The sequence below is a fragment of the Streptomyces sp. SID486 genome (assembly GCF_009865385.1).
Lineage (GTDB): Bacteria > Actinomycetota > Actinomycetes > Streptomycetales > Streptomycetaceae > Streptomyces.
Map to the genome: position 1 here is coordinate 1 of NZ_WWJT01000071.1, position 17,913 is coordinate 17,913.

At 72.8% G+C, this 17,913-nt stretch carries 12 protein-coding genes and 3 pseudogenes; 5 read left to right on the forward strand and 10 right to left on the reverse strand.

Features of this window, described 5'->3' with window-relative positions:
• Positions 1 to 608, forward strand: a pseudogene (locus tag GT045_RS03475) (hypothetical protein); the annotation flags it as partial.
• Between the two features lie 137 nt (positions 609 to 745).
• Here GT045_RS03475 and GT045_RS03480 read toward each other — a convergent pair.
• On the reverse strand, positions 746 to 1,360 hold the full coding sequence (locus GT045_RS03480) for a TetR/AcrR family transcriptional regulator (protein WP_161297702.1): 615 nt from the start codon (positions 1,358 to 1,360) through the stop codon (positions 746 to 748).
• A 195-nt stretch (positions 1,361 to 1,555) separates the two neighbouring features.
• On the opposite strand from GT045_RS03480, the pseudogene GT045_RS03485 reads away from it, so the two are divergent.
• Positions 1,556 to 2,014 (forward strand): annotated as a pseudogene (locus GT045_RS03485) (phosphatase PAP2 family protein); the annotation flags it as partial.
• On the opposite strand, the pseudogene GT045_RS03490 reads toward GT045_RS03485, so the two are convergent.
• Together GT045_RS03490 and GT045_RS03500 are read right to left on the reverse strand one after the other, a co-directional pair.
• Positions 2,013 to 4,643: pseudogene (locus GT045_RS03490) on the reverse strand (UvrD-helicase domain-containing protein); the annotation flags it as partial. The pseudogenes GT045_RS03485 and GT045_RS03490 sit on opposite strands and share 2 nt — an antisense overlap.
• Before the next feature lie 257 nt (positions 4,644 to 4,900).
• The gene (locus GT045_RS03500; protein WP_161333260.1) at positions 4,901 to 5,287 is read right to left on the reverse strand and encodes an MGMT family protein; all 387 of its coding nucleotides are present in this window, start codon (positions 5,285 to 5,287) and stop codon (positions 4,901 to 4,903) included.
• A 185-nt stretch (positions 5,288 to 5,472) separates the two neighbouring features.
• Between GT045_RS03500 and GT045_RS03505 the strand changes: the two genes are divergently transcribed.
• The 3 genes from GT045_RS03505 (at position 5,473) to GT045_RS03515 (ending at position 11,715) form a co-directional block, all read left to right on the forward strand.
• Entirely contained in the window at positions 5,473 to 8,403 is a 2,931-nt protein-coding gene (locus tag GT045_RS03505; RefSeq protein ID WP_161333261.1) for a lysylphosphatidylglycerol synthetase family protein, read from the forward strand.
• 76 nt (positions 8,404 to 8,479) lie between these two features.
• Positions 8,480 to 10,024: an alpha/beta hydrolase gene (locus tag GT045_RS03510; RefSeq protein WP_161333262.1), complete on the forward strand. Its 1,545-nt coding sequence runs from the start codon at positions 8,480 to 8,482 to the stop codon at positions 10,022 to 10,024.
• 134 nt (positions 10,025 to 10,158) lie between these two features.
• The gene (locus tag GT045_RS03515; RefSeq protein ID WP_161333263.1) at positions 10,159 to 11,715 is read left to right on the forward strand and encodes an alpha/beta hydrolase; all 1,557 of its coding nucleotides are present in this window, start codon (positions 10,159 to 10,161) and stop codon (positions 11,713 to 11,715) included.
• A 169-nt stretch (positions 11,716 to 11,884) separates the two neighbouring features.
• Here GT045_RS03515 and GT045_RS39435 read toward each other — a convergent pair whose 3' ends face one another.
• The 7 genes from GT045_RS39435 to GT045_RS03545 all read right to left on the reverse strand — a co-directional run.
• Positions 11,885 to 12,067 carry a hypothetical protein gene (locus tag GT045_RS39435; protein WP_237538329.1) on the reverse strand — a complete coding sequence of 61 codons (183 nt, stop codon included), beginning with the start codon at positions 12,065 to 12,067 and terminating at the stop codon, positions 11,885 to 11,887.
• The gene (locus GT045_RS39440) at positions 12,067 to 12,333 is read right to left on the reverse strand and encodes a hypothetical protein (RefSeq protein WP_237538330.1); all 267 of its coding nucleotides are present in this window, start codon (positions 12,331 to 12,333) and stop codon (positions 12,067 to 12,069) included. Before GT045_RS39440 ends, GT045_RS39435 begins: the two co-directional genes overlap by 1 nt.
• Positions 12,334 to 12,719: 386 nt before the next feature.
• Positions 12,720 to 13,133, reverse strand: a complete 414-nt coding sequence (locus GT045_RS03525) for a hypothetical protein (protein WP_161287415.1) — start codon at positions 13,131 to 13,133, stop codon at positions 12,720 to 12,722.
• A 380-nt stretch (positions 13,134 to 13,513) separates the two neighbouring features.
• On the reverse strand, positions 13,514 to 14,692 hold the full coding sequence (gene moeZ / locus GT045_RS03530; protein ID WP_161333264.1) for an adenylyltransferase/sulfurtransferase MoeZ: 1,179 nt from the start codon (positions 14,690 to 14,692) through the stop codon (positions 13,514 to 13,516).
• Positions 14,693 to 14,755: 63 nt separating this feature from the next.
• Positions 14,756 to 15,505 (reverse strand): spherulation-specific family 4 protein, encoded by a 750-nt coding sequence (locus tag GT045_RS03535; RefSeq protein ID WP_161287417.1) that lies wholly within the window; start codon positions 15,503 to 15,505, stop codon positions 14,756 to 14,758.
• Entirely contained in the window at positions 15,493 to 16,452 is a 960-nt protein-coding gene (locus GT045_RS03540) for an NAD-dependent epimerase/dehydratase (protein ID WP_161287418.1), read from the reverse strand. The genes GT045_RS03535 and GT045_RS03540 overlap by 13 nt, the downstream gene beginning before the upstream one ends.
• A gap of 187 nt (positions 16,453 to 16,639) precedes the next feature.
• A partial coding sequence (locus GT045_RS03545) for a hypothetical protein (RefSeq protein ID WP_237538331.1) occupies positions 16,640 to 17,913 on the reverse strand: 1,274 nt, incomplete at its 5' end.

Consider the following 17,913-nt stretch of genomic DNA (forward strand, 5'->3'; position numbering starts at 1 on the left):
GCTCGGGGGGCTCCGGGGGCTCGGGGGGCTCCGGCGGGGGCGCGCCGTCGCCGGGGACGTCCGAGGCGCCGAAGGTGGAGGGCGGCGGCTCGGTGCCGGACCCCTACAACGGCATCAGCCTTCCGGTGCCGCAGGGCTGGTCCGGGCAGTCGATCGGCGTCGGTGCGCAGGTGACCTCCGGCACCTCCTACAAGTGCCCGGGCGACCCGGCCAAGACCTGCACCGCGGGCGGCGCCTACACCGCTCCGGCGAAGGCGCTGCGTATCAAGGGCGACACGGCGCAGGCCGTGGCGAAGGCGGACATCGCGGCCAACGCCGAGCAGTCGTACGGCGGCACCACCTACGGCAGGATCGTCTCGCACCAGGTGCTGGCCTCCGAGGCGGTGACGGTGGCCGGGCAGAAGGGCTACCTGGTGCGCTGGAAGGCCGTCACCAGCAAGGGTGCCGACGGCTACGTCGAGTCCGTCGCCTTCCCCTCGCCCAACGACCCCCGGCAGTTCGTGCTGGTGCGCTTCGGCGTCGACGTCGGGCAGCAGCTGTCGGTCGTCGACGAGATCCTGAAGGGCATCGAGGTCTCGTCCGGCGGCGGCGCCGGCCAGGACGTCTGACACACGGATCGGCCGGGTGGGATCCCCCTCCGCTCAAGGAGAATCCCACCCGGCCGGGGGGTGCGCGCCGCCCCCGTCCCCACGGTGCGGCGCGGACAGGTCACCGTTCAGTCATCCCGTGAACGGCGGCCTGGGTCTCATCTCAGTCCGAGCGCGGGCAGCACCACGGCCTCCACGAAGCGGACCAGGTAGTCGGCGTCGGCGTACTGGCCGTTGAGCACCGGCCGCACGCGCAGGACGCCGAACATCATCGCGGGGACGTACTCCAGCGCGGGGTGGCCCGCGGGGACCTCGCCCCGGGCCACGCCCCGGTCGAGCATCTCCTCCAGCGCGGCGATCTCCGGGTGGACCAGCGCCTCGCGCAGCGCCTGGGCCAGTTCCTGGTCCGACGTCACCGCGTGCCCCAGCGCCTGCAGGAGCCGGGTGTCCTTGCCGGACCAGTCGCCCGCGGCCCGCGCGGCCTGGCGCAGATCCCGGGCGAGCGATCCGGTGTCGATACCGGCGAACCGCACCCGGCGGCTGGCGCGCAGCGCCGCCGCGACGAACTGCGGCTTGGTCTTCCACTGCCGGTAGAGCGTGGACTTGCTGCACCGGGTGGTGGCGGCGACGCCCTCCATGGTGACGGAGTCGTAGCCGCACTCACGGATCTGTTCCAGCACGGCGTCGAAGAACTCCCGCTCACGCTCCGGCGTGATCTTGGAGCGGCGCGAGGCGACGACCGTGTCCGGTCCGTCCGCGGCCTGCGACGTCATGCGCTGCTTCCCCTCACTCGTGCCTGTGTCCAGTGTGGCGCACATCAATCGATACGCAAGTGTACCGGTACTCGACCGTATCGGTACACTGGCGTATCGGTACGACAACGTATCGATGCGGCCCGGGTCATCCCGGCCCGTACGCACCACGCCTTGCACCACCACACGCACCACCGTCAGCGAAGGGGCCGGGGGATGAATGCCCGAACCGAGCCTGCGGAGGCGGAAACGGAACCGGAGACCCCGGCACGCCCGCCTCTGATACGTGAGTTCCTGCTGGTCGCCGGACTCTTCCTGGTCTACAAGTTCGGCCGCCGGCTGGCCACGGGCCACACCGGCGAGGCCTTCCACAACGCCCGCCGCGTGTGGCACCTGGAGCGGACCGCGCACCTGCCCCACGAGAACGCCGTCCAGTCCGCACTGCTGCACGGCGACACCCTGGTCCATCTGGCGAACACCTACTACGCGACCGTCCACTTCCCGGCCACGCTCGCCTTCCTGGTCTGGCTCTACGTCCGCCGGCCCGCGCACTACGTGTGGGCCCGCCGGGTCCTCGCGGTCGTCACCACGGCCGCCCTCGTGCTGCCGTTCACCTTCCCGCTGGCCCCGCCGCGGATGCTGACCTGGACGGGCCTGACGGACACGGCGCGGGTGTCGCGTGCGGGTCGACCGTGGTGGCGCGCAGCTCGGCGACGAGCGCGGCGACGGCCAGCGGGCGGCGGGGGCGGCCGGTGACGTCCCTGGGCTCGACGCCCAGCTCGGTCAGGAACCGGGACGGCTGGTCGCCGTCGTCGGCGGGTGCCTTCACGGCGGTGACGACGAGGCGCTCACGCGCGCGCGTGGCGGCGACGTAGAACAGGCGGCGCTCCTCGGCGAGCAGCGCGCCCGGGGTCAGCGGTTCGGCGAGTCCGTCGCGGCCGATGCGGTCGGCCTCCAGGAGTGAACCGCGGCGGCGCAGGTCGGGCCACAGGCCCTCCTGGACACCGGCGACGACGACCAGCCGCCACTCCAGGCCCTTGGAGCGGTGCGCGGTCATCACGCGGACGGCGTCGGGGCGTACCGCGCGGCGTGTGAGCGTGTCGGCGGCAATGTCCTCGGCCTCGATCTCCTCCAGGAAGTTCAGGGCTCCGCGGCCCCCGGTGCGCTCCTCCGCGCGCGCGGCGGTGGCGAACAGCGCGCACACGGCGTCCAGGTCGCGGTCCGCGTTGCGGCCGGCCGCGCCGCCGCGCCGGGCCGCGCGCTCCAGGCGGGCGGGCCAGGGCGTGCCCTCCCACAGGTACCACAGCGCCTCCTCGGCCGTACCGCCTCCCGCCAGGCGTTCGCGGGCCTTGCGCAGCAGCGCGCCGAGGCGCTGCGCACCGCGCGCGTACGCCGGGTCGTGCACGGCCAGGCGCTCGGGCTCGGCGAGGGCCCGTGTGAGCAGCTCGTCGGACGGGGGCGGCAGGGGGTTCCCGGCGGCCCGCTCCTCCTCGCGCAGGGCACGCCCGAGGCGGCGCAGGTCGGCGGCGTCCATGCCGGCGAGCGGGGAGGCGAGCAGGGTGAGCGCGGTCTCGGTGCCGAGCCAGCAACCGTCCGGGGCCGGCTCCGCGCCGCGCACCCCGTCCTCACCGGCGGGGTCGGCCGGGTCGGCGGAGACTCGCCCTGCGGCGGAAGGCGCCTCGGCCGGATCGACAGAGACTCGCCCCGCGGCGGAAGGCGCCTCGGCCGGGTTGGCGGAGGCTCGTCCCGTGACGGAAGGCGCCTCGGCCGGATCGGCGGAGACTCGTCCCGCGGCGGAAGGCGCCTCGGCCGGATCGTCCGGCGCTGCTTCCGTGGCGGACGTCGTGCCCTCCCCCGCGGCGGCTGTCGTGCCCTCCCCCGCGGCGGCCGGTTCCGTCCCGTGACGCGCCGCCTCCGCCGTGGCCACCGCGCGCAGGGCCGTGAGCAGGGGCGACACCGCCGGCTCGTGCCGCAGGGGCAGGTCGTCCCCGTCGATGTCCACGGGGACGCCGGCCGAGGTGAGGGCCCGGCGCAGGGTCGGCAGGGTGCGGGAGCCGGCGCGCACCAGGACGGCCATGTCGCTCCAGCGGACGCCGTCCTCCAGGTGCGCGCGGCGCAGGATGTCCGCGACGTTGTCCAGTTCCGCGCCGGGCGTCGGGTACGTGTGGACCTCGACCCGGCCGCCGTCGCGTACCGGGGCCGGGTCGCGCAGGGCGCGGACCTTGTCGGCGGGCAGCCGGGTCAGCGGCATGCGCTGGGTGATCAGGCGGGTCGCGGCCAGCAGGGCGGCGCCGGAGCGGCGGGAGGTGCGCAGCACCTCGACCGGTGCGGGGCGGCCGTCCGCGCGTACGAAGGCGGCCGGGAAGTCGAGGATGCCGTTCACGTCGGCACCCCGGAAGGCGTAGATCGACTGGTCCGGGTCGCCGAAGGCGACGAGGGTGCGCCCCTGGCCTGCCAGGGCCCGCAGCAGCCGCACCTGGGCGGGGTCGGTGTCCTGGTACTCGTCGACGTACACGGCGTCGTACTGGGCCGCGAGGCGTGCGGCGCTCTCCGGGCGGCGGGCGATCAGGACCGCGCGGTGGACCAGTTCGGCGTAGTCGATCACACCCTGGAGGTCGAGGGTGTCGAGGTACTCGGCGAGGAACGCCGCCGCGGCCTGCCAGTCGGGGCGGCCGATGCGGCGCGCGAAGGCGTCCAGGGCGTCCGGGCCGAGGCCCAGCTCGCGGGTGCGGGCGAGGACGGCACGGACCTCGTCGGCGAAGCCGCGCGTGGTCAGGCAGGCGCGCAGTTCGTCCGGCCAGCGCACGTGGGTCAGCCCGAGCCGCTCCAGGTCGGGCTGGCCGGCGAGCAGCTCGCGGACGGTGACGTCCTGTTCGGGGCCGGAGAGCAGGCGCAGCGGCTCGGTGAACCGGGCGCCGTCCTGGTGGGCACGCACCAGGGCGTAGCAGTACGAGTGGAAAGTGGTCGCCCTGGGCGCGTGGGCCGCCCCCATGCGCAGGGCCATGCGGTCGCGCAGGTCGACGGCGGCCTTGCGGCTGAACGTCAGCACCAGGATCCGCGCGGGGTCGCCGCCCCGGGCGATCCGCGCGGCCACCGACTCGACCAGGGTGGTGGTCTTGCCGGTGCCGGGGCCGGCCAGGACGAGCAGTGGTCCGGTGCGGTGGTCAACCACGGCGCGCTGTGCCGCGTCCAGACGAGGGGGGTCCACGACGGCCGGCGGGGTACGGACCAGTCGGTAAGCGCCACGGCCCCCCTGCCGCACCGACGGGTGCGGCAGGCGCCTGGTGGAGGAAGAGGAGCTCACGTGATCGGCCGGTCCTGGTGGTTGTGCTGGTGGGCGGGCGGTCAGGCGCGCGAGGCGGTGACCGCGGGGTGAGGGGGACGCGTGCTGCCGACGCTACGCGGCCGCTCCGGACGGAAGCAGAGCTTCCGGTTCTTCCCTCGCGGCGCTCGGGCCTCGCGCATCCCTCTCCTCACGAACGTACGGCATGCCACGGACGTCCCCCCTGTCACCCGAACGGGCCACAGGTGCGTCCCGGCGGCCTCCGATGGCGGAAGCTGTCAGGTGTGACCCTCCGCGCCCGCGCCGCCGTCCCACCGGGCCCGTCGCATGTCCAGCCGCGGCAGATGCCCCTGCGTGCTCCTGCCCGCCTGCTTCAGCGGCGTGCCCTCCGCGCGGTAGCGGTCCAGCGCGCGCAGCTCGTGCCCGGGCAGCAGCACGCCGTCGGCCCGCACGACACGCCACCACGGGACGGCGCCGCCGTAGAGGGCCATCACCCGGCCCACCTGACGCGGCCCTCCCTCCTCCAGCCACTCGGCGACATCGCCGTAGGTCATGACCCGGCCCGCCGGAATCCGCTCGGCGACCTCGAGGACCCGCTCGGCGTACTCCGGCAGCGCGTCCGCATACGCCCCGGGGGCGTCCTCGGGAGGGCTCTGCTCGCTCATTCGCCCCATCCTGCCGCACCTCGCCGGTGTCCCGGCGGGCGTGCGGGGCACCGTCCCCTCGCACCCGGACGGTCCTTCGGGCAGACTGTGCGCCCGCGCATCCACACCCTGATGACCGCGTGTGCCGGTGGGGCATGCCACCATCGTGCGGGCGGTGACTGGTGATACGAGACCAAGAAGAGACCATGAACGAGCAGGGCGTGCATCCCGAAGGAGCGGCGGGCACTCCTGACGCTTCCGCACGTCCGGACACCGCCGGCGCGGGTGAGGGCGACCCCGGAGCGCACCGGGAGGACGCCGACGCCCGGAAGGACGCCGGCGCCCGGGAGGACGCCGACGCCCGGAAGGACGACGTCGCCCACGCGCGCGGGGACGACGCCGGGACCGAAGCCGACGAGACAGCCGCCACGCGCGCGCGTGAGGGCGGCGCGGATGCCACCGGCGGGACGCCCGGCACGGGCGACGAGGCCGCGGCCCCCCGGCCGGGCGACACCGACGGCTCCTCCGCCGGACGGGACGACGACCCGCACGCCGAGCGGGTCGAGGGCGACGAACCGCTCCTCCCCGCGCGCGTGCACCGCCCCTCCGACCTCATGCGGCTCCTGGTGGGCGTGCTCGCCATCGTCGTGCTGCTGGCGATCGCCGCGTTCGCGCACGGCACCACGTCGGGCCTCGAACAGGACATCAACAAGGGCACCGGGCAGGCACCGGACCTGCTCATCAAGATTGCGGGGCTGGCGTCCAGCATCGCGATCCTGCTGGTGCCGGTCGCCTTCGCGATCGAACGGCTGATCAAACGGGACGGTCTGCGCATCGCCGACGGCGTCCTCGCGGCCGTCCTGGCCCACGGCGTGACGCTCGCCACCGACCTCTGGGTCGCCCGCGCCGCCCCGGACTCGATCCAGGAAGCGCTCACCCAGCCCTCACCGGGCGACATCCACGCCCTGACCGATCCGGTGCACGGCTATCTGGCGCCCGTGATCGCCTACATGTCGGCCGTCGGCATGTCACGCAGGCCCAGATGGCGCGCGGTGCTGTGGATCGTGCTGCTGCTCGACGCGTTCTCGATGCTGGTCACCGGCTACACGACCCCCTTCTCGATCATCCTGACGGTGCTCATCGGCTGGACCGTCGCCTACGGCACCCTGTACGCGGTCGGCTCCCCGAACGTGCGCCCGACCGGCCAGAACCTGATGGCGGGCCTCAGGCACGTCGGCTTCCACCCGGTCAAGGCGGCCCGGGAGGACGTCACGGAGTCGGAGAACGGCGACCGGGGCCGGCGCTACTTCGTCACCCTGGAGGACGGCCCGCCGCTGGACGTCACCGTCGTCGACCGGGAACAGCAGGCGCAGGGCTTCTTCTACCGCGCGTGGCGCAACCTGACGCTGCGCGGCTTCGCCACCCGCTCCAGCCTCCAGTCACTGCGCCAGGCCCTGGAGCAGGAGGCCCTGCTGGCGTACGCGGCGATCGCGGCGGGCGCCAACGCGCCCAAGCTGATCGCCACCGCCGAACTCGGCCCCGACGCGGTCATGCTCGTCTACGAGCACACCGGCGGACGCACCCTGGACTCGCTGGCCGACGACGAGATCACCGACGAGCTGCTGCGCCACACCTGGCACCAGGTGCAGGCGTTGCAGTCCCGGCGGATCGCGCACCGCAGGCTCGCGGGTGACGCGATTCTGGTGGATCGTTCCGGCAAGGTGATCCTCACCGAGCTGCGCGGCGGCGAGATCGCGGCCGGTGAGCTGCTGCTGCGTATGGACGTCGCCCAGCTGGTCACCACGCTCGGCCTGCGGGTCGGCGCCGAGCGTGCCGTCGCCTCGGCGGTCGAGGTGCTCGGCCCGGACGCGGTCGCCGACTGTCTGCCGATGCTCCAGCCGATCGCGCTGACCCGCTCCACGCGCGCGACGCTGCGCCGGCTGGCCCGGGAGCGCGCCCAGCGCGAGCGCGACGCGGTGCTCGAAGCGTCCCGGCAGGCGAAGTCGGCCCGCGAGGAGGAGTCCGGGACGACCGCGCCCGACCTGGACAAGCCCGACAAGAAGGCGGTCCGCGCCGAGCAGCGCGCGGAGAAGCGGGCCATCGACGAGGCCCTGGACGAGGCCCGCGAGGAGGATCTGCTCACCCAGATCCGGCACCAGGTGCTGCGGATCAGGCCCCAGGCGCCCGTGGAACCGGCCCGGCTGGAGCGGATCCGGCCGCGCACGCTCATAAGTTTCATCGCCGGTGCGATCGGCGCGTACTTCCTGCTGACCCAGCTGACCCACATCGAGTTCGGCACGCTGTTCGCACAGGCCCAGTGGGGCTGGGTGATCGCGGCCGTGCTGTTCTCCGCACTCAGTTACGTCGCCGCGGCGATGGCCCTGCTCGGGTTCGTGCCGGAGCGGGTGCCGTTCCTGCGGACGGTGGGGGCGCAGGTCGCCGGGTCGTTCGTGAAGATCGTGGCGCCGGCCGCGGTGGGCGGGGTGGCCCTCAACACGCGCTTCCTGCAGCGGGCCGGCGTGCGCCCGGGGCTGGCGGTGGCGAGTGTCGGCGCGTCGCAGCTGTTCGGGCTCGGCTGCCACATCCTGATGCTGCTGTCGTTCGGCTACCTGACCGGCACCGAGAAGACACCGTCGCTGTCGCCGTCCCGCACGGTCATCGCGGGTCTGCTCACCGTGGCCGTACTGGTCCTCGTGGTCACGTCGGTGCCGTTCCTGCGGAAATTCGTCGTCACGCGCGTGAGGTCGCTGTTCGCCGGTGTCGTGCCGCGCATGCTCGACGTGCTCCAGCGGCCCCAGAAGCTCGTCACCGGTATCGGCGGCATGCTCCTGCTGACCGCCTGCTTCGTGATGTGCCTGGACGCCTCCATCCGGGCCTTCGGCGACGGCTCGGTGTCGCTGAGCATCGCCAGCGTGGCCGTGGTCTTCCTCGCGGGCAACGCGCTCGGTTCCGCCGCGCCCACCCCGGGCGGCGTGGGCGCCGTCGAGGCGACCCTCACCGTCGGCCTGATCGCCGTCGGCCTGCCCAAGGAGGTCGCCGCGCCGGCCGTGCTGCTGTTCCGGCTGCTGACCCTGTGGCTGCCCGTGCTGCCGGGCTGGCTGGCCTTCAACCACCTCACCCGCAAGGGAGCCCTGTGAGCACCCTCGCCGGGTGAGGTACCCCGGACGGCTCGTGCCCCGCGCGGGCCCGCCCGGGTGCCCCCACCATGTGAATATGGTGAACCCCTGCAGGCTGCGTGCCGCCGCGCTGACCACCACCGCGTTGCTCTCCGCCGTGCTGGCCGGCTGCGGCGGAAGGGCCGAGAACGGGGACCTCACGGCGCAGCAACTGGACTGGCAGGACTGTCCGGCCCCCTCCGAGGCGGAGGGCGGCGGCAGCGCCCCGTCCCCGCTGCCGAGCGGCGGCGAGTGGCAGTGCGCGACCATGAAGGCGCCGCTGGACTGGAGCAGGCCCAAGGGCGACACGATCGGCATCGCCCTGATCCGCGCCCGGGCCAGCGGGCCCGAGGAACGACGGCTCGGCTCGCTGGTGTTCAACTTCGGCGGCCCCGGCGGCAGCGGCGTCATCACGCTGCCCTCGTTCGCCGCGGACTACGCCGCCCTGCGCACCCGTTACGACCTCGTCAGCTTCGACCCGCGGGGAGTCGGCCGCAGCGCACCGGTGCAGTGCGAGAGCAACTCCCAACTGGACGTCTACTTCCAGCAGGACGCCACCCCGGACGACAAGGCCGAACGCGCCCGGTTCCTCGAGCGCACCAAGCGGTTCAACGCGGCCTGCGAGAAGAACTCCAAGAAGATCCTCCCGCATGTCCGCACCACGGACGCGGCCCGCGACATGGACCTGATGCGCCAGGTCCTCGGCGACCGGAAGCTGCACTACTTCGGCATCTCCTACGGCACCGAACTCGGCGGCGTCTACGCCCACCTGTTCCCCGGGCACGTCGGCCGGGCCGTCCTCGACGCCGTCGTCGACCCCACGCAGGACCCGGAACAGGGCGCGCTCGGCCAGGCCGAGGGCTTCCAGCTCGCCCTCGACAACTTCGCCAAGGACTGCACCTCCGACGAGACCACGGAATGCCCGATCGGCGACACCGAGCAGGACGTGAAGGCCCGCATCGCGAAACTGCTCGCCGACCTGGAGAAGAAGCCGATCCCCGGCATCTTCCCGCGCCGGCTGACCGAGACCCAGGCCACCAACGGGATCGCGCAGTCCCTGTACTCGAAGGACTTCTGGGAGTACCTCACGGAGGGGCTGGAGCAGGCGTACGACGGCGACGGCAAGGTCCTCATGCTGCTGTCCGACTCGCTGAACGGCCGGAGCGAGAACGGCGAGTACAGCAACCTCCTGGCGGCGAACACCGCCATCAGCTGCTCCGACGCCAAACCGCGGTACACCACCGACTACGTGCAGCGGAAACTGCCCGAGTTCCGTGCCGCCTCCGCGCTGTTCGGGCCCTTCATGGCCTGGGGCATGCTCAGCTGCACCGACTGGGCGGTACCGGGCGCCGCCGATCACCCCGACGTCAGCGCACGGGGCTCGGCGCCCATCCTCGTCGTCGGCAACACCGGCGACCCGGCCACACCGTACGAGGGCGCGAGGAAGATGGTGGACGCGCTCGGCAAGGGGGTCGGCGTGGAGCTGACCTACAAGGGGCAGGGGCACGGCTCCTACGACAGCAAGAACAAGTGCGTGCAGAGCGCGGTGAACGGCTACCTGCTCGACGGGAAGGTGCCGAAGGCCGGCGTCGTCTGCTCCTGACCGACCTCCGGCAGCCGGGCGAAACAGCAGGTCAAAGGGTTATCCACAGGCCCTCACCGGCCGGTGCGGAGCCGCCTACCATGGCGTGTGAAGCCCGGCGCGGCACGACGCGGCGGCCTGTCAGGGGGGTGCGCATGGCGCGACATCGGCGAGGGGCCGCCGCGCTGGCGGCAGGACTGCTGCTCACCGGGTGCGGGGGCGCGTCCGGCACGGGAGGGGACGAGGGCAAGGGGAGCGGCTCACCGCCCCCCTCGGCGGCGCGCTCCACGGCCACCCCGTCCTCGGCGGCTCTTCCGTCCTCCCTCACCTCCCAGCGCCTCGACTGGCACCGCTGCAAGGCCACCGACAGCTCCCCCGCGCCGGGTGACACGTGGCGGTGCGCGACGCTCAAGGTGCCTCTGAACTGGTCCGATCCGGGCGGCAGGACGATCGGCCTCGCCCTCGTCCGGGCCCGGGCGACCGGCGGTGACCGCATCGGATCGCTGCTGTTCAACTTCGGCGGCCCCGGTGCCTCGGGTGTGTCGGCGATGCCGTACTTCGAGCCATCCGTCTCCGCGCTCCACGAGCGCTACGACCTGGTGGGCTGGGACCCGCGCGGGGCCGGCGCCAGCGAGGGTGTGCGCTGCCGCGGCGACCGGGACATCGAGGCCGCCGAGGCGGTGGACGCCACACCGGACACACCGGCCGAGGAGAGGGCGTACCTCCAGGACGCCGCCGACTTCGGCGAGGGCTGCCGGAAGGCCGCCGGGCCCTTGCTGGCCCACGTGTCCACCACGGACACGGCACGCGACATGGACCTGATGCGCCAGGTCCTCGGTGATCAGAAGCTGCACTACTTCGGCATGTCCTACGGCACCGAACTCGGCGGCGTGCACGCCCACTTGTTTCCCCGCCGGACGGGCCGGCTGGTGCTCGACGCGGTGGTCGACCCGACCGCGGACGCGGTGGGCCACGCCGAGAACCAGGCCCGCGGCTTCCAGCGCGCGCTGGACGACTACTTCGCGTCCACCGGCCAGGACACCGCACGGGGCGCACGGAAGACAGCCGCCCTGCTGAAGCGGCTCGACACCGCACCGCTGCCGACCTCGTCGGGGCGGAAACTGACCCAGTCGCTCGCGGTCACCGGGATCATCCTCCCGCTGTACAGCGAGTCGAGCTGGCCGAGGCTGACCGACGCCCTCAAGTCGGCGGAGGACGGTGACGGTTCGCAACTGCTGGCCCTGGCCGACGAGTACGACGACCGCGACGCCTCGGGGCACTACAGCACGGTGTCGCACTCCCAGCGGGCCATATCGTGCCTGGACGAACGACAACGGCCCACGCCCGCCCGGACGAAGGCGCGGCTGGCCCGGTTCGAGCGGATATCGCCGGTGTTCGGGGACTTCCTGGGCTGGGACACCGCGGGCTGGTGCCACGACTGGCCGGTGCCCGGCCAGTACGACACCCCCGAGGTCGCCGCACCGGGTGCCGCTCCGATCCTGCTGATAGGCAACACCGGCGACCCGGCCACACCGTACGAGGGCGCGCACAGGATGGCCGAGGAGCTGGGCCGGGGTGTCGGCGTCGAACTGACCTGGAAGGGCGAGGGACACGGGGCGTACGGCAGAGGCAGCGACTGCGTCGACTCGACCGTGAACGCCTACCTGCTGAACGGATCGGTACCGAAGGACGGCAAGGTGTGCGGCAGTTGAGGAACCCGCCCGCGGTAGGTGTCTGACTGCGTGACGAAGCCGACGGACAGCAGCGGACAAGCTCGGACGTCTGCGTACCGTCGCAGCAGGTGAAAGGCACACCAGCCGAGGAGGAGGCCGCGCCCACGTTGATTCGGGGAGAAGAGGTCGTTGATGCAAACCCGCCTCATCAGGATCGCCGCAGGGCCTTCTTCATCTCCTCGATCAGTGCCTGTCGATTCTCACGAGCGGCCCGCCAGGCATGGAGGTACTCCGCAGAGTCCGAGTCGTGACCAGCCAGCACCACGTCGTGGAAGTCGAGCACGCTCAGGGTGGCCCGGCCGGCCATGTCGGCCACCGGCCGCTGGGCCATCACTCCAGCTGCTGCTGTGCCCCGTACACACCATGCTCTCCAATGGCGACGTGGCCCTTACCAACACGTTCGGGAGAGGGTTCGGTCCGGGAGAACGCGTCCCGGGCCTGAGCAAGCGCTGTGAGGTACCCCGTGAAGGCGGTGCGCAGCGCCTCGCGATCCCGCTCCGACGTGTCGCGGTTCCACCGGATGTGGTCAGCAACAAGCGTGCTCACTACACCAAGAACCGTGCCCACAGCCGTCGCCACCATCGTCGACCACTGCATGTTCCCCCTTGAAGTTTCAGTGCCTGACTGGTCTCGCGAGGCTGGGCCCGAGGGGGGCCACCGGCATCGGTTGGGCCCACACCCAGAACCCACTACCACCTTTGGTCGCCATCGGACCACGGCGAGAGCTGGAAGCGACAGCCGGGTGGAGGGCGCCGACCGATATCTATCGCTCACCTCAACGACAACAGACAACGGCAGGCCGGATGAGCGTTTTGAGGCATGTCCGGTGCCGGGGCTGTTCCGCTGATATCCAACGCTGACATCAACGACCCCGGATAAGAGCGGCACACAGCGGTCGCGGACGATACCGACGATCGACGCTATGCCCGACCAGGCCGGGCGGAACGAACTCCCAGAGAGGTGGTCGGTCGTACTGCTGGCGATCACACCCTCCGGCCGCGGCGCTGGGATCCAGGAGAGATCGGGCGCCACGGATCGTGCACAGTCGCGCGCAGCGGGCTGTCAGCTCTGTCGCAGTTCGCCTCGTGATGCATCTCCCATACCATCGCGTTCACGGAGTCCCAGTACGCCCTGACAGCCGCGTCATAGAGAGTGCTGGCCTCATCCCCGTCCGCCCCTGTGAGCAGACCCATGTAGATCGCCCGGGAGTTCCTGAAGACAGCCTTGACCGCCTCGGCCACGGGGTTGCCGCCGTCAACGATCATCACGTCACAGGCGCGCGTGAACGGGCCGTAGGCTTCGCGTAGACGCTTAGCGTGCTCCTGTACAGCAGCTTCCTTGTCGGAGCCGGCCGGCATGGATAGGACGCCCGGCAGTTCCCGGTACAACGCGCCCATGCGATGCGCTTGGTCGACTACCCCTATGTACGAGTCTCGGCGTGACTGGGCCAAAGTGTTGGCCCGCTGGGCCGCTGCAGAAGCATGCGCCTGCTCCCTTGCAGCGCGTAGGCTGCCGTGACTTGTCACCCAACTGGCTGCGATAGCTGTGCCCGCGGTAAGGCAGGCCACCCACAGCGTGCTGTCCGGCATATGGCGATTGTGCAGCCCTCGGCAGCCTGCCGTAAGAGCGCGTACGGCAGTCGCAGAAGCGCTGCGGCGCTCACTCTCGGCCCGTCCTGGGGCCGTCCGAGGGCAGCCGGCAACGACAGAAGCCCACGGCCCCTGAGCACGTCAGAGCCGTGGGCTTCCTCAGCCTCGCTGGTCAGCGGAGCCGGTGATCAGTAGACCGGCTTGTCCGGCTCGATCTGGTTGACCCAGCCGATCACGCCGCCGCCGACGTGGACCGCGTCGGAGAAGCCCGCGGACTTCAGGACCGCGAGGACTTCCGCACTGCGGACACCCGTCTTGCAGTGCAGGACGATCTTCTTGTCCTGCGGGAGGCCGCCGAGGGCGGATCCCATGAGGAACTCGTTCTTCGGGATCAGCTTGGCGCCCGGGATGGAGACGATCTCGTACTCGTTCGGCTCGCGGACGTCGATGATCTCGATGTTCTCGCCGTCGTCGATCCACTCCTTGAGCTGCTTGGGAGTGATCGTGGAGTCGGCCGCCGCCGCCTGGGCCTCCTCGGACACGACGCCGCAGAAGGCCTCGTAGTCGATGAGCTCCGTGACGGTCGGGTTCTCACCGCAGACCGCACAGTCGGGGTCCTTGCGGACCTTGACCTGGCGGTACTGCATCTCCAGGGCGTCGTAGATCATCAGGCGGCCGACCAGCGGCTCACCGATGCCGGCGAGGAGCTTGATGGCCTCGTTGACCTGGATGGAGCCGATGGACGCGCACAGCACGCCGAGGACGCCGCCCTCGGCGCAGGAGGGCACCATGCCGGGGGGCGGGGGCTCCGGGTAGAGGCAGCGGTAGCAGGGGCCGTGCTCGGACCAGAAGACGGACGCCTGGCCGTCGAAGCGGTAGATCGAGCCCCACACGTACGGCTTGTTCAGCAGCACGCACGCGTCGTTGACCAGGTAGCGGGTCGCGAAGTTGTCGGTGCCGTCGACGATCAGGTCGTACTGGCTGAAGATGTCCATCACGTTGTCGGCTTCCAGCCGCTCCTCGTGAAGGATCACGTCCACGTACGGGTTGATGCCCTTGACGGTGTCGCGCGCGGACTCCGCCTTGGAGCGGCCGATGTCCGCCTGGCTGTGGATGATCTGGCGCTGCAGGTTCGACTCGTCGACCTCGTCGAACTCCACGATGCCGAGGGTGCCCACGCCCGCGGCGGCCAGGTACATCAGCGCCGGCGAGCCCAGGCCGCCGGCGCCCACACAGAGCACCTTGGCGTTCTTCAGCCGCTTCTGCCCGTCCATGCCCACATCGGGGATGATCAGGTGGCGGGAGTACCTGCGGACCTCGTCTACGGTGAGCTCGGAAGCCGGCTCGACCAGGGGTGGCAGCGACACGGGGACTCCGTTGGTCGGTCGATCACTACAGTTGTTCTCCTGGTAACACTGCCACGGCCTTCTTCATTCCGAGACACCCGTTCCGACAAGCGAGACGATTTCGTCCCAGTAGCCGGGCATCGTCTCCCACGGGTCGGTGCGCCCGCCTCCGTCGGTGCGGTCCGTGAAGTAGATCGTCGCCGCTCCCTGCCAGCGGGCTATCCGCAGCGCCTCGTCCAGATGGGCGCGGGGCACCCCGTGCACGAAGTGGCAGAAGCGGTCCGGCGGGTAGTCGGCGGTCCACTCGGCCACCTGCGACCAGCGGTAGTCGGCCCAGGGGCCCGCGAAGGTCACCAGCTGGTCGGCGTGCTCGGCGTAGCCGGGGTGCGGGTGGCGGCCGTGGCCGAGGACGACGTGGGCGCCGTCGCTGATCGCCCGCAGCGTGGCGACCGCGCGGCGGACCTCGGTGAGCGCGGTGCGCTCGGTGGGGCAGCGGTCCAGCAGGAAGCCGTCGACTCGGTACCAGTCGAGATGGCGGTGGGCGTCGGAGAGCAGGTCGCCGAGGCCACGGGCCCCGTAGGTGAGGTCCAGGTGGCCGAGGACGCGGACGCCCGCCGCGCGCAGCCGGCCCGCGGCCTGCAGACAGTGCGGGTCGGGGCGGGTGCCGGGGCCGGCGGCGACGTCGAGGACGACCCAGTCCAGCGGGGTGCCGGGGCGGGCGAGTTCGTTCCACTGGGCGGGGGCGACGAGCGGGTGGGCGTAGCCCGGCACGCCGAGCGCGGTGCGGACGGCGGTGCCGGTGGTGTCGGAGGTGGTGCTGGTCAGATGCGGCATGCCGCCTCCATCCAGATGTCGGCCAGGGACTCTTCGAGGTTGATGCGCGGGCGCCAGCCGAGCCGGTCCCGGGCGGTGCGCACGTCGGCCTGCTGCCAGCTTCCGCAGCCGTCCGGGTAGGGGTACGCCATCGGGGCCGCGTGCTCGGAGTCGGCGCGGGGGTGACCGATGGCGGTGCGCAGCGGCCCGGGCGGGGCGTCGAGTTCGTGGAGGGCGCCGCCGTACCCGGCGACGCGCGCGAGGACGGCGGCGGCGTCTCTGAGGCGGACGGCGCGGCCGGAGCCGATGTTGATCACGCCCTGTGCGGCGGAGAGCGAGGCGGCGTGCACGGCCCGCGCGACATCGCGTACGTCGATGAAGTCGCGCTGGACGCCGAGACCGCCGAGCTTGAGTTCGCCGTCCCCGGACTGCATGGCGCGGCGCATGGCCTCGGCGAGCCGGCCGAGCGGGGAGCCGGCCGGGGTGCCGGGACCGGCCGGCGAGAAGACGCGCAGGACGACCGCGTCCAGGCCGGAGCCGAGGACCAGTTCGGTCGCGGCGAGCTTGCTGACGCCGTACGGGCCGCCGGGGCGCGGTACGGCGTCCTCGGCCGTGGAGGAGCCGGGCTGGCTCGGGCCGTACTCCGAACCGCAGCCGATCTGCACCAGACGGGCACCGCAGCCGCTGCGCCGCAGCGCCTCGCACACGGTGGCCACGGCGACGGTGTTGTGCCGGGTGAGTTCACGGGCCCCGCCGCGGGTCGCGCCCGCGCAGTTGACGACGACCCCGGGGTGGACCGCGTCGAGGAAGCGGGTGAGGGCGCCGGGGCTGCCGGTGGCGAGGTCGAAGCGGACGTCGGCGTCGTCGCCGCGGCCGAGCGCGGTGAGCTGGACGGCCGGGTCGGCGAGCAGGCGGTCGGCGACGAATCGGCCGATGAACCCGTTGGCTCCGATCAGCAGGACCCTCATCGTGCGGCTCCCGGGGTGTGCGCGCCGGTGGTACCGGCCGTTGCGACGGCTCCTGCGGCGGCACCGGTGGTTCCGGTGGCTTCGCACGCTCCGGGCGCTCCGGATCGGGAGGTGGTCATCTGGTGTTCTCCTTCAGAGGGGTGGTGCGGGTGCCTCCGGCGGTGGGTCGGACCGGTGGGCGCAAGGGTCACTCGGGTGCTCCCGTGGGGGCGTGGGCCGAGGCCCGGGTCAGGGTGCGGCCCGCGTGCCACAGCAGGGCCAGGGCCGCGGTGCCGCAGGCGAGTGCGGGTACGGCGGCTTCGCCCAGGGCGCCGACGAGGGTCTCGACGGGGACCGCCAGGAAGGCGCAGCCGGGCAGCCGGCCGGCCGTCGGCAGCGCGAGGGCCACCGCCTCGGTGACCGCCGCGGCGCCCAGCGTGAGGGCGGGGGCGCGCCGGTGCCGGTGCACGGTGAGCAGGCGGGCGAGCAGCAGGAGGGCGCCCAGGGTGAGGGCCTGCGGGTAGGCCGCCGGCTCGTGCAGGACGCTGCCGCACAGTGCCAGCAGCGCCCCGAGGACGCCCAGGAACAGGACGAACGCGCCGAGCAGCAGCGGTCTCGCGGCGGTCGTGAACTCCGCCAGACCCCGGCTGCCGGCCAGCCTGCGGCGGGCGCCGGCGGCGAGGATCCGGGCGGACCAGGCCGCGGGTGCGCAGGCCAGCAGAAGGGCGAGGGCGGGCGCGGTGGCGGTGGGCCACGGTCCGGTCGGGGCGCCGGTGGGCAGGGCGTCCGGTCCGCCCGTCAGGACGGCGTGGAGGAGGCCGTCACCGGCCAGGGCGTAGCCGAGCAGCCAGAGCGTCCACGCGCGCGGGACGGCCGTGGTGCGCCACGCGCGCGTGGCGGGCGGACCGGCGAGCGGGCCCTGCCGCAGGGCCGCGCGGACGGCGAGGCCGACGACGAGGAGGCCGGCGAGGGCCACCGGCGGGCGGACGTGTCCGTGGGTGAGGCGCAGTCCGGCCACCGTGGCGGCGCCGAGCACGCCGGGGAGGAGGGTGAGCAGCACCCAGCCGACGCGGGCCTGAGGTACGGGCAGGGACCGGGGCGCCGGGCGTGGCTCGGCGTCGCGGGGCACGCGCGCGTACAGCTCCTCGGCGAGCGAGAAGACGTCACGGTGCCGGAAGCGGGCGGCGGTCCGGTCGGTGACTCCGTGTGCCTCCAGCCCCGCGGCGATCTCCAGCGGGTCCACGGCCCGCTCACACAGCTCACGGTGGCGGTGCAGCAGTGCCTTGACGGGGTCGACCGACCTCCGGCGGCTGCCGGGGACACGCTGCCGGTCGGCCGACACGCCCAGCCCGCCCGACCGCGCGTGCCCGCCCGACCGCGCGTCCGTCCCGGCACCGGCACCGGCACCGGCCGGAGCACGGTCGCCCCCCGCGCCCGCGCCCTCGCCCGCGTCCTCGCCGGGGGCGGCGGGGACGGCGGGGA

What these genes read in the sequence shown, in the direction of transcription:
- GT045_RS03480 (WP_161297702.1), bottom strand. Translation starts at nt 1,360, where the DNA reads ATGACGTCGCAGGCCGCGGACGGACCGGACACGGTCGTCGCCTCGCGC.
- GT045_RS03500 (WP_161333260.1), bottom strand. Translation starts at nt 5,287, where the DNA reads ATGAGCGAGCAGAGCCCTCCCGAGGACGCCCCCGGGGCGTATGCGGAC.
- GT045_RS03505 (WP_161333261.1), top strand. Translation starts at nt 5,473, where the DNA reads ATGAACGAGCAGGGCGTGCATCCCGAAGGAGCGGCGGGCACTCCTGAC.
- GT045_RS03510 (WP_161333262.1), top strand. Translation starts at nt 8,480, where the DNA reads ATGGTGAACCCCTGCAGGCTGCGTGCCGCCGCGCTGACCACCACCGCG.
- GT045_RS03515 (WP_161333263.1), top strand. Translation starts at nt 10,159, where the DNA reads ATGGCGCGACATCGGCGAGGGGCCGCCGCGCTGGCGGCAGGACTGCTG.
- GT045_RS39435 (WP_237538329.1), bottom strand. Translation starts at nt 12,067, where the DNA reads ATGGCCCAGCGGCCGGTGGCCGACATGGCCGGCCGGGCCACCCTGAGC.
- GT045_RS39440 (WP_237538330.1), bottom strand. Translation starts at nt 12,333, where the DNA reads ATGCAGTGGTCGACGATGGTGGCGACGGCTGTGGGCACGGTTCTTGGT.
- GT045_RS03525 (WP_161287415.1), bottom strand. Translation starts at nt 13,133, where the DNA reads ATGGGCGCGTTGTACCGGGAACTGCCGGGCGTCCTATCCATGCCGGCC.
- GT045_RS03535 (WP_161287417.1), bottom strand. Translation starts at nt 15,505, where the DNA reads ATGCCGCATCTGACCAGCACCACCTCCGACACCACCGGCACCGCCGTC.
- GT045_RS03540 (WP_161287418.1), bottom strand. Translation starts at nt 16,452, where the DNA reads ATGAGGGTCCTGCTGATCGGAGCCAACGGGTTCATCGGCCGATTCGTC.